Origin of the sequence: Rhizobium sp. LjRoot30 (assembly GCF_964253915.1) — a bacterium.
Lineage (GTDB): Bacteria > Pseudomonadota > Alphaproteobacteria > Rhizobiales > Rhizobiaceae > Metarhizobium.
This window is the reverse complement of record NZ_CAXUSG020000006.1, coordinates 174,086-187,141: the sequence shown is the minus strand read 5'-3', so window position 1 is coordinate 187,141 and position 13,056 is coordinate 174,086. Positions and strand designations below refer to the sequence as shown.

At 63.4% G+C, this 13,056-nt stretch carries 12 protein-coding genes; all 12 read right to left on the bottom strand.

All coding sequences use genetic code 11. From position 1 onward, the window contains the following. Positions 1-2: 2 nt before the first annotated feature. Positions 3-593: an ANTAR domain-containing response regulator gene (locus ACSQ3I_RS14450; protein ID WP_435999972.1), complete on the bottom strand. Its 591-nt coding sequence runs from the start codon at positions 591-593 to the stop codon at positions 3-5. Then, on the bottom strand, positions 590-1,747 hold the full coding sequence (locus ACSQ3I_RS14445; protein WP_435999970.1) for a transporter substrate-binding protein: 1,158 nt from the start codon (positions 1,745-1,747) through the stop codon (positions 590-592). Before ACSQ3I_RS14445 ends, ACSQ3I_RS14450 begins: the two co-directional genes overlap by 4 nt. A gap of 323 nt (positions 1,748-2,070) precedes the next feature. After that, positions 2,071-2,820 (bottom strand): GGDEF domain-containing protein, encoded by a 750-nt coding sequence (locus ACSQ3I_RS14440; RefSeq protein WP_435999968.1) that lies wholly within the window; start codon positions 2,818-2,820, stop codon positions 2,071-2,073. 105 nt (positions 2,821-2,925) lie between these two features. Next, positions 2,926-4,359 carry an aldehyde dehydrogenase family protein gene (locus tag ACSQ3I_RS14435; protein ID WP_435999967.1) on the bottom strand — a complete coding sequence of 478 codons (1,434 nt, stop codon included), beginning with the start codon at positions 4,357-4,359 and terminating at the stop codon, positions 2,926-2,928. Positions 4,360-4,377: 18 nt separating this feature from the next. Continuing rightward, the gene (locus ACSQ3I_RS14430; protein WP_435999965.1) at positions 4,378-5,529 is read right to left on the bottom strand and encodes a fumarylacetoacetate hydrolase family protein; all 1,152 of its coding nucleotides are present in this window, start codon (positions 5,527-5,529) and stop codon (positions 4,378-4,380) included. Between the two features lie 121 nt (positions 5,530-5,650). Further along, on the bottom strand, positions 5,651-6,421 hold the full coding sequence (locus ACSQ3I_RS14425; RefSeq protein WP_435999963.1) for an enoyl-CoA hydratase/isomerase family protein: 771 nt from the start codon (positions 6,419-6,421) through the stop codon (positions 5,651-5,653). Between the two features lie 7 nt (positions 6,422-6,428). After that, entirely contained in the window at positions 6,429-7,574 is a 1,146-nt protein-coding gene (locus ACSQ3I_RS14420; protein WP_435999961.1) for a carbohydrate ABC transporter substrate-binding protein, read from the bottom strand. Between the two features lie 2 nt (positions 7,575-7,576). Continuing rightward, positions 7,577-8,770, bottom strand: a complete 1,194-nt coding sequence (locus ACSQ3I_RS14415) for a CaiB/BaiF CoA transferase family protein (RefSeq protein ID WP_435999959.1) — start codon at positions 8,768-8,770, stop codon at positions 7,577-7,579. Between the two features lie 30 nt (positions 8,771-8,800). Continuing rightward, positions 8,801-9,595, bottom strand: coding sequence for an SDR family NAD(P)-dependent oxidoreductase (locus ACSQ3I_RS14410; protein ID WP_435999957.1), 795 nt, complete (start codon positions 9,593-9,595; stop codon positions 8,801-8,803). Then, complete coding sequence (locus tag ACSQ3I_RS14405) at positions 9,592-10,773, bottom strand: aldose 1-epimerase family protein (protein WP_435999955.1); 1,182 nt, start codon at positions 10,771-10,773, stop codon at positions 9,592-9,594. The genes ACSQ3I_RS14410 and ACSQ3I_RS14405 overlap by 4 nt, the downstream gene beginning before the upstream one ends. A 224-nt stretch (positions 10,774-10,997) precedes the next feature. Then, complete coding sequence (locus ACSQ3I_RS14400; RefSeq protein ID WP_435999953.1) at positions 10,998-11,912, bottom strand: sugar phosphate isomerase/epimerase family protein; 915 nt, start codon at positions 11,910-11,912, stop codon at positions 10,998-11,000. Between the two features lie 21 nt (positions 11,913-11,933). After that, on the bottom strand, positions 11,934-13,025 hold the full coding sequence (locus tag ACSQ3I_RS14395; RefSeq protein WP_435999951.1) for a Gfo/Idh/MocA family protein: 1,092 nt from the start codon (positions 13,023-13,025) through the stop codon (positions 11,934-11,936). Between the last annotated feature and the right edge of the window lie 31 nt (positions 13,026-13,056).

Below are 13,056 nucleotides of genomic sequence, written 5' to 3'. Positions count from 1 at the left end.
TATCAGGCGCCGCTTCGCGTGCGCCGTTCATCGCGGCAGATCGATTCCGCCGCCTCCTCCACGGTCATTCCCCAGTCCATGGCAATCTTGCGCAGCCGTTTCCAGGCGCCGGCCTCGTCGGAGCGGCTCTGCTGCATCAGTTTCAAGACGGCGTGCACGACGGCAGGCCGCTGGCGCAACCTGTCCTCCAGCGTGCGGATATCGTCGGCCTGCCTGCTGGAAAGCTGGTAGGCATGCGCCGCGATCAGCAGCGCGCTATAGGCGCCCGTCGAACCGATCGGCTTGAGCAGATGGGCGTTCGATCCCTGCGCCAGCGCCCATTCGACACGGCCCGGCGCCTCCGAACCGATCAGCGCGATCATCGGCATCGGCGCAAAGCCGGCCGGCCAGGGAAACTGGCCGTCATGGCCCATGTCGGCATCGAAGAACACGACATCGGCGCCGGCATCCGTCTCGTCCAGCTGCGGCCAGACGACGCTGACGCGGATGTGCATGAGTTCGAGCTGTCGCTTCAGCGCGTCGACGGACGGATGCTCCCGGTGCAGGGTGATGGCGCGCCAGGTGGCCAATGGAAGGCGGTCGCTGCGGTTCATTTGATCACCTTCAGCACCGTTCCGGCGGCGGTATCCGTGCCGACGGCAGGTTTGCCAAGCGCGTGGACCAGAAACGGATCGGCCTCGATGGCGGACGGCGCGCTGCTGATGATGCGGAATTCGCCGTTCCGGTCCGAAAATGCCAGGTGCGGCCGCAAGGTGGCGTGCTGTGTGCGCGGATCGATGCCGACCTGACCGATCGGCGTGTCGAAGAGCCGCGAGGTGACGGCACCGCGGATGGCATCCGGCGCATCGGTGGCGGCATCGGCGATGGCGCGGGCCAGGATGGAGACGCTCATGTAGGCGCCGACGAAGGAGGTGGTCAGCCGCCGGTCCTGGCCGTGCCGCATGGCCATGCGTGCCTTGAAATCGCGGTTTTCCGGCGTATCGAGATCGTCGAAGTAGATGGATGTCGAGATATGCCCCGCCCGGGCCGGCGTGTTCAGGTTCTCGAGTTCCAGTTCGGTGACATTGCAGGTGGCGATGGTCGGCATCGGCGTGCTTTCACGGCGGGCGTGATAAGCGTCGAAAAAGGCCGTGGCGGATTCGCCGACGAGGTTGCAGAGCACGAAATCCGGCTGTTTCTGATGGATCTCGGCGATCAGGTGCTCGATTTCGGTCGAGCCGAGCGGCACGAAGCGTTCAGCCACCACCTGCCCGCCGGCCGCTTCGGTGACTTCGCGGGCAAGCCGGTTGATTTCCCAGCCCCAGATGTAATTGGAGCCGATGATGAAGGGCCGCTGGCCGTAGCGGGGCAGCATGTGATCGAACAGCGGCAGCAGATGCTGGTTCGGACAGGCGCCGAGATAGATGGCGCTCTCGCTCGCCTCGTAACCCTCATAGGGAAAACCGTACCACAGCAGCGCGCCGCGGCGCTCGACGACCGGCAGCACGTCCTTGCGGCTCCAGGAGGTGATCGTGCCGATGATGTGGCGACAGCCGTGGTCGCGGATCGCGGCGTCGGACAGCAGTGCATACCGTTCCGCCCGGCCGGCGGGATCGTCGATCCGCGGCTCGATCCGGAACGAAAGGGCGGCATCGGAATTGACCTCCGAGATTGCCGCCATGGCGCCGGCCAGCGCCTCGCGGCCGAGGCTGGCATAGGAGCCGGTGGTCGAATAGAGGATGGAGACCGGAATGGTTTGGCGGGTCATCGGCCCGGCACCTGTCGTCCGCACGCCTGAAAAGGCGTTGCGAAATCCATCAATGCCGTATCCAGCCTCATCGCCAAGTTCGGTTCCCTTTTTTATCGACGGCTTCTTAGCGTACCAGAAACGCAAAAAGCCCCAAACCGCGTTTGCGGTGTCGGGGCCCTATTGCCGTTGGCAGCTTTTGCCGATTTCGAAAGCAAGGCTAGAACATGGCTGGGTTTTAGTCAATTCTCTGGACTGCCTAAAAATTGGATTATATTGCCTTGCAATCTCACGGCACGCTCGACGCCGAAATGCCGGCGGCGCCGGCAAGCAGGCATGCGTTTTCAGGCCGCCTGGGTGGCGATTTCCGGCATGACGACACGATTGCGGCCACCGTGTTTGGCCGCATACAGCCGCCGGTCGGCTTCGCGCATCGCTTCCATGATGGCGGTGCCCGGCCGGCAGACTTCACCGCCAATGCTGACGGTGAGCGCATGACGCTTACCTTGAGAGGGTACGAAGACCAGCTTTTCCACCCGCTGTCGCAACTGTTCGGCAATGTCGGTGGCAACCTTGAGGCTGGCTCCCTTGAGGAAAACACAGAATTCCTCGCCGCCGATCCGGCCGACCTGATCGGTTTCGCGAAGCGAGCCACGGATCGCCGACGCGATCATCATCAGGGCATCGTCGCCGGTGAGGTGTCCGTAGGCATCGTTCACCTGCTTGAAGTGGTCCGCATCGACCATCAGCAGGGCGCCCCGGCTGCCATTTTGGTGCGCCCGTTCGATCGCGGAAAGGAACGCTTCCCGATTGAGGAAGCCGGTCATGGCATCGCTGCTCGCCTTTTGCTCCAGGGTCGCATTGGCAGCGGCCAGGGAGGCATGGGCAATCTTTAACTCACGATTGAGCCTGCGCAGCCTCTCCTGCTGGTAAAAATTCCAGAAACTCCCCGGAAAGGCGCATAACAGGCTGCAGGCGATCGGCATCCATAAGGTCATGCCGGAAATTTCGACACCGAAAGCCGCCATCGCCCCGATCGATGCGACGATGGAGACGACTGTGACGATGATAGATTTCCGAAAGATCCTGCCCATGGTTCATTGTTGCGCAACGACAATGAAACGGTCGTTAACGCCACGAAGGAATTGAGCTTTTTTGAAAATTTTGCGGGGAGGGTTTTCCCCCTCCCCGCCGATGGATCAGGCCAGCGTGTAAGCGGTCTTGACGGTTGTAAAGAACTCGCTCGCATACTTGCCCTGCTCGCGCGGACCGAAGGAGGAACCCTTGCGGCCGCCGAACGGCACATGGAAATCGACGCCGGCGGTCGGCAGGTTGACCATCACCATGCCGGCTTCGCTGTTGCGCTTGAAGTGCGTCGCATGCTTGAGGCTCGTCGTGGCGATGCCGGCCGACAGGCCGAACGGCGTATCGTTGGCAACGGCAAGCGCCTCGTCGTAATCCTTGACGCGGATGACGGCGGCGACCGGGCCAAAAATCTCTTCACGCGAAATGCGCATGCTGTTGGTCGCTTCGGTGAACAGCGTCGGCTGCAGGTAGAAGCCGGGCGTCTCGTTCTTCACCAGTTCACCGCCGAAGGCGAGCTTGGCGCCTTCCGACTTGCCGATTTCGATATAGTCGGTGTCCGTCTTCAGCTGCTTTTCGTCGACCACCGGGCCGATATGCGTGCCGGCCTTCAGGGCGTTGTCGACGGTCAGCGTCTTCAGCTTTTCGGTGAGGGCGGCGACGAACTTGTCGTGGATGCCTTCGGTGACGATCAGCCGCGATGATGCCGTGCAGCGCTGGCCGGTGGAGAAGAAGCCGGAGTTGGCAGCCGCTTCGACGGCGACGGTCAGGTCGGCATCGTCGAGAACGATCATCGGGTTCTTGCCGCCCATTTCCAGCTGGAACTTGCGGTTATGCTCGATGGAAGCAAGGGCGACACGCTTGCCGGTGCCGGTGGAGCCGGTAAAGGTGATGCCGGCGAGATCCGGGCTGTCGAGCATCGCCTGGCCGACGACCGAGCCCTTGCCCATGACGAGGTTGAGCACGCCCTTGGGCAGGCCGGCGCGGTGGAGGATGTCGACGATGGCCCAGGCGCAGCCGGGCACGAGGTCGGCGGGCTTGAAGACGATGGTGTTGCCGTAGGCAAGCGCCGGGGCGATCTTCCAGGCCGGGATGGCGATCGGGAAATTCCACGGCGTGATGATGCCGATGACGCCGAGCGGCTCGCGGGTGATCTCGACGCCGATGTTGGGACGCACCGAGGGCAGCACCTCGCCGGCGAGGCGCAGGCATTCACCGGCGAAGAAATCGAAGATCTGGCCGGCGCGGATGGTTTCGCCGATGGCTTCGGGCAGGGTCTTGCCTTCTTCGCGGGCGAGCAGGCGGCCCAGCTCTTCCTTGCGGGCGATGATCTCGTCGGAGGCCTTCTTCAGGATCGCATGGCGCTCCAGGATGCCGGAACGCGACCAGGCCGGGAAGGCGGCCTTGGCGGCGGCGATCGCCTGGGCGACGTCGGCGGCCGATGCGCGCGCATAACGGCCCACCACATCGTTGGTATCCGACGGGTTGATGTTGTCGCTGGCATCCACGCCGGTCCATTCACCGGCGATCAGGTTCTGATGGATGGTCATAATGTCTTTCCGATCGAATTAGATAAGCTGACGAGCGGCGAGGTTGCGCATGAGCTGGGATGCGCCGAACGTCCATGGAGCGCACTCCGTGGAAAGCCGCACACGGTTGGTCAGGGAACCCAAGAGGTCGTTGGAAATCGTCACGATATCCCCGACCTTGTGGGTGAAACCCTGACCCTTGGTATCACGGTCTTCCGTGGGTGCAAACAGCGTGCCCATGAACAGCATGAAGCCATCAGGATACTGGTGATGGCGGCCGATGGTCTGGGAAACGAGATCCAGCGGATCGCGGCTGATTTCCTTCATCGAGCTCTTGCCGTGCAGCACGAAACCGTCCTCGCCCTCGACCGTCAGGCTGAGATCGGCATTGCGGACGTCGTCGATCGAATAGCTGGCATCGAACAGGCGGATGAACGGGCCGATCGAGCAGGAGGCGTTGTTGTCCTTCGCCTTGCCGAGCAGTAGGGCCGAGCGGCCTTCGACGTCGCGCAGGTTGACGTCGTTGCCGAGCGTGGCGCCCTGCACCACGCCCTTCGAATTGACGGCAAGCACGATTTCCGGCTCGGGATTGTTCCACTTGGAGATCGGATGCAGGCCGACATCGGCGGCATAACCGACCGACGAGAGCACCTGCGCCTTGGAAAACACTTCCGCATCCGGGCCGATACCGACTTCCAGATATTGCGACCAGACACCTTCCTCGATCAGCGCTTCCTTGACCTTGGCGGCCTCCGGCGAACCGGCCTTGAGGTTGCGCAGGCTGTCGCCGATGATCTCGGTCACTTTTTCGCGGATCTTGACGGCGAGATCCGGATTGCCGGCGGCGCGCTCCTCGATGACGCGTTCGATCATCGAACGGGCGAAGGTCACGCCGCAGGCCTTGACGGACTGCAGGTCGTTCGGCGCGATGAGGTGCAGTGCCGCCGTATCGAGTGCGCCGGCTTTGGCAGCAAGGAGATCGGCCAGGCTGGCGACGACAGGGCCGGTCGCCTTGGCGACATAGGCTGCGGGGTCTTCCAGCTCAAGCAGGTCGCGCATCGTCGGCACGGCCTTCGAGGTGATGTCGACGACATCGTTGCCGCGGATGGCGACAAGCAGCGGACCTTCGACCTTCGGGTCCCAGACGCGACCGACGAAGGTTCCGGCCTTGGCGAAATCGGATGACGACATGAAATGAGTGCTCCCTGAAATTCTTTCGTTTTTTCGCAATGCCGAATGCAAAACCGCAGCGCAGTTTTCCCGGAATTGCTTTGGGCGCGACCATAGCGCGCCCACACAGCTGAAACCAGCCTCAGCGCCGCTTGAAAACGGGCGCGCGCTTTTCCTTGAAGGCGGCCCTGCCCTCGGCTGCGTCGGCGGTGGCAAAGCAGATGGTCTGCAGGTCGCGTTCGTATTCGATCGCCTTTTCGAGCGGCATCGAGCTGGCGGCCTTGAGGTTGAGCTTGGCGGTTTCCGCCGCAATCGGCGCGCGGGCAGCGATCACCTCGGCAATGGCGCGGGCACGCGAGAGCAGGTCTGCCTGCGGCACGACCTCGCTGACGAGGCCCCAGGCGAGCGCCTTGTCGGCCGGGATCGGATCGCCGGTCATCAGCATCAGCGCGGCATTGGAGGCGCCGATGGAATGCATCAGATGCGCCGCCATGCCGCCGCCGCCGATCCAGCCGAGCTTGATCTCGGGAGCGGCGAACTGGGCGTTGTCGGACGCGATGCGGATGTCGCAGGACATCGCCGTCTCCAGCCCGCCGCCGAAGGCATAACCGTTGACGGCGCAGATGGTCGGCTTCAGCAGTGCGCGAAAAGCGTCGCAATAGTCGGGGCGGTTGCGGAACTGCCAGGGGGTCTCGTAGGTATCGAGTTCGCGGATATCCGAACCGGCGCAGAAGGCGCGTTCGCCCGCACCCGTCAGGATGACGCAGCGGATCGTGTCGCTGTCGTTGCAGGTCTCGACGGCCGCAACGATGGCGTCGGCCATGTCAGGCGTGACGGCGTTAAGTTTTTGCGGCCGGTTGAGGGTGATCGTCGCAACCGCGCCGTCGATGGTGAAGAGGATGTCTTCGGTCATTGTTATCCTACCTTTCGCCACCGGCGCCGCGATGGTCGGTATAAAGTGCCTGCAGGCGGTCGAGCACGGCATCTGCCGCCGCCCGTTCCTCGAATGCCTGGCGGAGAAGCGCCGAAGCTGCGCCCTGGAAGGCGATGTAGCCGTTGTGGCGCGGGCGCACATAGGCCTGCTCCAGCGTATCGGCGGTGTTTTGGTAAAAATCGCCCCAGCGGCCGTTGACGCCGGCATCGTGCCAGGCCTCTCGCCGGGACGGCTGGCCTTCGTGGCCGGGAATGAAGCCGATCTGCGCGTCGGTGCCCATCAGCCAGAGCAGGTGCCGACGCAATTCCGGCGTCACGCTGCAGCGGCGCGAAATGCCGATGCCAGTGCCGCCAAGCGTCGAGCCCGGCCTGTCGCCGACGGTTTTTCGCGGGGCATTGTGGAAGGCGATGGGCTGGCCGGCGTGCGGTGCGGCGTAGTTCACATAACCATAGACGAGCGGGCAGAGCACCACGTCGTCATGGGTTGCCATGTGGCCGAGGATGCCGATCGGGTTCTTGTCCCGGACTGACAGCGGGCTTTTCGCCGCAAGCTGCAGCATCAGGTCGTAGACCGCCCTGCCCGTTTCCGGCGAGACCAGCAGGTCGGGATCCTTCTCCGCCGGCGGCTCGCCGAAGGCGGCGGCTATGGAGAGGAAAGAGAGTGCTGCATGCGGGCCTGCCAGGGACAGAGCGACCTTGCCGGTCTTTTCCGAAAGAGCAACAACCTCATCCCAGAGAACCGGGATGCCGTCGATCAGGTCGGCGCGTGCTGCCATGACCTGCGTCGCCGCATCGAGCGGCAGCGCCCAATGCGATCCGGCAAAACGATAGCTGCGCAGCGATGGGCCGATACTGTCCGCCTCCAGCCCGGCGATCACCTCGGCACCGAACACCTCTTCCAGCGGCTGCAGGCAATCGCCGGCAACGGCTTCGCCGACATGCGGATGGTCGAGGACGACGAGATCGTAGCGGGCGCAGAGATCGGCGATCGGATGGGATTCGAAGCCTTCCAGCGGCTGCTTGTCCCACTGGATGGCAAGGCCGGATTCGGCCAGTTCAGGGCGCTGGGCAGCCGCCGCCAGCGCATTGTAGCCGCGTGGATGATCCCACGTCAGCGCTTTCAGGCGTTGCATGGTCAGATCTCTCCCGAGGCGATGGCGCCCGCCTTTTCCAAAGCGTCGATGCGGGCGTCGTCGTAACCGGCCTCGCGCAGGATATCGCGGGTGTGCTGGCCGGTGACGGGTGCGCCGCGCTCGACGACGGAGGGCGTCTTCGAGAACTTGATCGGGAAGCCCGGCGTCTTCACCAGGCCTTCGGTTGGGTGTTCGTATTCGACGAAGGTGCCGTTGTGCTTGATCTGCTCGTCCTCGACGAGATCGGCATATCCATAGACGGGACCGCACCAGATATCGGCGGCGCGCAGCAGTGCCAGCCACTCCTCGGAGGTCTTGGTCTTCAGCTTTTCGCGGGTCTTGGCGAAAATCTCGTCACGGCGCGACCAGGTATCGACTTCGTCGACCATGGTGAGGAAACTGTCCTCGCCGATCACCTCGCCGAGCGTCTTCAGCTTCGGGAAGGCGACGATGATGAAACCGTCGCTGGTGGCGAAAGCGCCGTAGGGGGCGCGGATGTAGACATGCGCATGCGGCTCGGCGGAGCGTGTCTGCGGCTTGTGGCCGACGGTGTAGACCGAAAGCTCCTGCATCTGGATGGTGGTGATCGCATCCAGCATGTTGACCTGCACGAGCTGGCCTTCGCCGGTGCGCTCGCGGTGGAAGAGCGCTGCCAGTGCGCCTTCGAAGGCGGTGTAGGCGGTGATGGCGTCCACCAGATATTGACCCGCTGCCGTCGGCGCCTCGCCTTCGCGACCGGCCGACAGCATCGCGCCCGACATGCCCTGCAGCACGAGATCCTGGCCGGGGCGGTGGACATAAGGACCGTCCTCGCCATAACCGGACATCGAGACATAGACGAGGCGCGGGTTGAGCTTCGACAGGGTTTCGTAATCGACGCCGAGGCGTTTCGCGACGCCGGGACGGTAGTTCTGCAGGAAGACGTCGGCGGTCTTGACGAGGTCGAGCAGCACTTCCTTGCCCTCGGGCGATTTCAGGTCGATTGCCAGCGACCGCTTGTTGCGGTTGAGCGACAGGAAGGAGACGTTGACCTTGTTGCCTTCGGCGCCGCCGGCGGCGACATGGCGCTGCCATTCGCCTGTCACCGGCTCGACCTTGACGACATCGGCGCCGAGATCGCCGAGGCGCTGCGCCGCAAACGGTCCTGCCATCGCGATCGAGCAGTCGAGAACGCGGAAGCCGCTAAGAATACCCATTGTTTTCAAGTCCTTGTATTGAACGAACGGTCAGTGCATCACCCAGCCGCCATCGACGTTCAGCGTCTGGCCGGTGATGAAACCTGCGGCATCGGAAATCAGGAAGGTCAGCGCATTGGCGATATCGGCGGGGCTGCCGCGACGCTTCACCGCCTGGTGGTCGAGCACGTGGCGCGTATAACCTTCCGGATCGGGATGGATCTTTTCCGCATCGGTCGGGAAGGCGCCGGGCGAGATGGCGTTGACGGTGATGCCGTAGGCGCCGAATTCGCGCGCCCAGCCGCGGGTCAGGCCGACAAGCGCGCCCTTCGACTGGACGTAGGGCGAAAGGTTCGCCCAGCCGCCGTAGAAGGTGACGCTGGCGATGTTGACGATGCGGCCCCAGTTGTTGGCGCGCATATGCGGCAAGGCCACCTGCACGCAGACGATGCCGGCATCGACATTGACCCGCTGCACCGCCTGCATTTCCTCGATCGTATAGTCCTCGAAGGGTTTCGAGGGATAGATCGCCGCATTGTTGATGACGACGTCGAAGCCGCCGACTTCCTTGGCCACGGCTTCCAGTTCTTGCCGCAGGGCGGTCAGATTGGAGAGATCGATCGCCTTCACCGTCAGGCCCGTCAGGTTTTCGCGGGTGGCGGCTTCGAGAAGCCCGGCCGTCTTTTCCGGGTTGTTGTCGATGGCCACGACCTTGGCACCGGCGCGCAAAAAGCTCAGCGTCGTTTCGGTTCCCAGCCCGCCGGCGGCGCCGGTGTAGAGGATGACTTTGCCCGCAATCGACATCATCGATGCCTTCTCCATGGTCTGCGTCAGCTGCATGTTCATGCCCGGCCCCCGATCGGCAGGTGATTGCCGGAAGGCTGCGGGTATTCTTCGGCCGGCTGCTTCGCCAGCGCCGTGATGCGGGCCTCGCTTTCGGCAATCGCCGCGGCATCGCCGAGGATGCGCAAGGTCGTGTCGTAACGACGCTCGTCGCCATGCTCCAGCCAGATCAGTTCGCCGCGTTCGCGGGCGGCGGTGTGGCCGAGCACGTGGTTGGTCGAGGGTTCGATACCCAGCGCATACTGGCCGGACTGCAGGTTCTGCCACTCGTACATGCAGGGGAACTGGTCCTTGCGGGTGGTGACCTCGAAGCCGATGCCGAGCGCGTCGTTGACCAGCGCCACCGGCACTTCGCCGTTCGCATCGGCTGCCATTTCGTGCTGCCAGACCTGTTCGTGGAAATTCAGCTGCGGCGCCGGCAGCGTGCGGTAACCGACGCCCTGTTTGCGGTAGTCGGCGCCGGCATGGGCTGCCCAGACGACCTCCTTGAGCGGCGCGATGTAGCGCGAGTTTTCCGACAGCACGGGGTGGCCGACATTGATATGGTAACAATACATATGCGGCGTGCGGTAAAAGCCGCGGTTGACGACGCGGTCGGTCAGCTTGATGTCGTTGGTGCCGGCCTTGATCTCGATGCGGCGGATCAGCTCCAGGTGTTCGCCGAACACCGTGCCCTGGGTCACGACGCCTTCGCACCAGAGGATACAGTCGTCGCCCTGCCATTCTTCGCCATAGCCGGTCAGTTTGCCGGGAATGGTGCCGATGCGGCCGTGCAGCGAGTGGCTGATCGTCTTGCGCGGGCCGTAGACATAGCTGTCGCCCGGCTCGTCGTTCATGAACAGGATGTGGTCGAGGCCGCAGGTGACCATCAGGCCGGAGAAGGAGCGCAGCCAGGCAAGCCCGCCCTCGCCTTCATATTCGGCAAGGCCCGGATGCTTGAAGCCGGCGGGCGAATTCCAGCCGATCGCCATGCCGCGATACTCGCAATCGGCAATGTCCATGGCACGGTCGATGAGAACGGTGAAGCGCAGGCCGGTGCCGCTGCGGAACTCCAGGAGGCGGATGCCGCGCTCGACACCATCGCCGAGCGTCATCAGGCGGACGCCGGCAAATTGCGAAAAGGAGCCGGCGCTGGCGGCGATATCGCGGCGCGACCGCGCCTTCCCGTAGAGTTCGACCATGGTCTTCTTCCTGTTTGTCGTCGCAAGCGGCCTTGCGTTTCTGGTGGTGAGGCGCCGGGCGGAAGGCCCGGCACTTGTTTGTCTAGGGAACCAGCCTCCCTCTCGTCATGCTCGGGCTTGACCCGAGCATCTGCCGCACGGTGCTTGGATCCTCGGGTCAAGCCCGAGGATGACGGCAGGAGAAGGCTTTGGCAGCCGGACCGAAGGCCCGGCCGCCGGATGCATCAAAGACCCAGCGCGCGCAGCTTGCCGTCGAGGAACTTCTTGGCGCGCGGAACATCGCTTTCGTCGAGGTGCTCGATGATCATCGGAATGTTCGGGTGCTTCTGCGCCAGGCGCTTCAGGTACAGGTCGTAGTTCAGCGAACCGAGGCCGGGGGCCGGCAGTTCGATTTCGCCGACGCCGCGGAAGGTGTGGCTTTCGAGCGCATCCGAGTCGCCGATATCGGCATGCTTTTCGGTCTTGTCGTCGCCCGAACGCTTGACGTCCTTGGCATGGCCGATCTTGATCTTGTCCGACAGCGTGTCGAAGACCTGGTTGAGGATCTGGTCCATGCGGTCGATGTTGTGGGACTCGAAATAGTTGGTCGGGTCCATCAGCAGGCCGAGGCCGGGATGATCGACCTGGGCGAACATCTTCACGGTCTCCTCGACCGAGCCGACGACGTTGTTGACATAGGTTTCGAGCAGGAAGACGGCGCCGTGGTCATAGGCATGCTGGGCGAGGTCGGCGATGACCTTGCGGCACTCCTCGAAACCTTCTTCCGTCTTGTTCTTCGGGTGATGCACCCAGTCGGATTCGGTGTTGTAGGTGCCGGTTTCGGAAATCACGTAGGGCGTGCCGAGATATTGCGCGTTGGCAATGATTTCCTTGAGGTAACCGACGCGGCGGGCGCGCTCGTCCTTATCCGGATGGATGATGTTGGTGTAGCCGGAAATGCACGAGATCGGCAGGTTGTGATCGCGGAAGGTCTCGCGGATCTTGACGCATTTCTCCTTGGTGATCTGGCCGGCCGAAACGTCGACATCCTTGAAGTGCATGTCGAGCTGGACGGTGTTGAAGTCGAGCGCGCGGATCTTCTTGGCGGTCTCTTCAAGGCCGTACGGGAAGTAACCCGTGAAAATACCTGACTGCATCATGATAAAAATCCTCCCTTGGAATTAGTTGATCGAGATTTCGGAAAGCTTGACCGTGCGCCCCTCGGCGATGGAGCGGTAACCCGCTTCCACCAGCGCCACGGTCTTGACGTTGTCGGCGACGGAAAGTGCCGGCGGTTCGCCGGATTTCACAGCGTATTGCAGTTGCTCCATGACGCCGACGAAGGCCTGCGGGAACCACATCGTCTCCCAGGTGGGGGTGACCCACTTGCCGCCGGTGGTGGTTTTCGAAGCGTAGGACAGGGTGGACGGCGAGCCGTCCGGCCAACCGATCGTGCCCTGCGCCACGCCGTCGGTGCCTTCGACGCGCCACTTGATGTAGATGTCGCTGTCGAAACCCTCTTCGCGCGGGCCGGACCAGACGTCTTCCATCGACACGGCGAGAACGCCGCTCGGGAAGGTCAGCGTCGAAACGGTGATGCCGTCCTTGTGGTCGAACTTGGTGCGCGGATCGGTGCGGGTGACGGTGGTGATGGCATCCGGATCGCCGAACAGGAAACGCAGCACGTCGAGATGGTGCACGCTCATGTTCGACAGCGTCAGGCGGTCGTAGTCTTCGAGGAAGGCCTGCCAGTGCGGGATGGCGCGCATCTCGATGGTGGCGATGACGATCGTGCCGAGTTCGCCTTTGTCGAGGATCTGCTTGAGCACGCGCATCGACTGGTCGTAGCGCATGTTCTGGTTGACAGAGAGGATCTTGCCGGCGGCGGCGGCTTCGTCGCGCAGCGCCTTGGCTTCGTCCAGCGTCAATGCCAGCGGCTTCTGCGCCAGGATCGCCTTGATGTGCGGCTGCTTCAGCGCTTCGCGGATCAGCGCCGGCTGCTGGTCCGGCGGATAGGCGATGTCGAGGATCTGGACATCGGCATCGGCAATCAGCTCGGACGGCGTGGCGTGAACGGTCGGGATGCCCCAGCGCTCGGCAACGGCCGCGGCCTTCTCCTGCGTCCGCGAGGCGATGGCGGTGACCGGGAAGCCGGCTTCCTTGTAGGCGGCGAGATGGCATTCCGCCATGATCATGCCGGCGCCGATGCAGCCGATGTTGAACTCCTTCGCCCGCACCGGCGGGTCGGGCACGAAGCCCTTGGCATCACTCATGGTATCCTCCCATTTCATATGCTTGTTCGTT

Coding starts and splice junctions, on each gene's coding strand:
- ACSQ3I_RS14450 (WP_435999972.1), bottom strand. CDS start 593: ATGAACCGCAGCGACCGCCTTCCATTGGCCACCTGGCGCGCCATCACC.
- ACSQ3I_RS14445 (WP_435999970.1), bottom strand. CDS start 1,747: ATGACCCGCCAAACCATTCCGGTCTCCATCCTCTATTCGACCACCGGC.
- ACSQ3I_RS14440 (WP_435999968.1), bottom strand. CDS start 2,820: ATGGGCAGGATCTTTCGGAAATCTATCATCGTCACAGTCGTCTCCATC.
- ACSQ3I_RS14435 (WP_435999967.1), bottom strand. CDS start 4,359: ATGACCATCCATCAGAACCTGATCGCCGGTGAATGGACCGGCGTGGAT.
- ACSQ3I_RS14430 (WP_435999965.1), bottom strand. CDS start 5,529: ATGTCGTCATCCGATTTCGCCAAGGCCGGAACCTTCGTCGGTCGCGTC.
- ACSQ3I_RS14425 (WP_435999963.1), bottom strand. CDS start 6,421: ATGACCGAAGACATCCTCTTCACCATCGACGGCGCGGTTGCGACGATC.
- ACSQ3I_RS14420 (WP_435999961.1), bottom strand. CDS start 7,574: ATGCAACGCCTGAAAGCGCTGACGTGGGATCATCCACGCGGCTACAAT.
- ACSQ3I_RS14415 (WP_435999959.1), bottom strand. CDS start 8,770: ATGGGTATTCTTAGCGGCTTCCGCGTTCTCGACTGCTCGATCGCGATG.
- ACSQ3I_RS14410 (WP_435999957.1), bottom strand. CDS start 9,595: ATGAACATGCAGCTGACGCAGACCATGGAGAAGGCATCGATGATGTCG.
- ACSQ3I_RS14405 (WP_435999955.1), bottom strand. CDS start 10,773: ATGGTCGAACTCTACGGGAAGGCGCGGTCGCGCCGCGATATCGCCGCC.
- ACSQ3I_RS14400 (WP_435999953.1), bottom strand. CDS start 11,912: ATGATGCAGTCAGGTATTTTCACGGGTTACTTCCCGTACGGCCTTGAA.
- ACSQ3I_RS14395 (WP_435999951.1), bottom strand. CDS start 13,025: ATGAGTGATGCCAAGGGCTTCGTGCCCGACCCGCCGGTGCGGGCGAAG.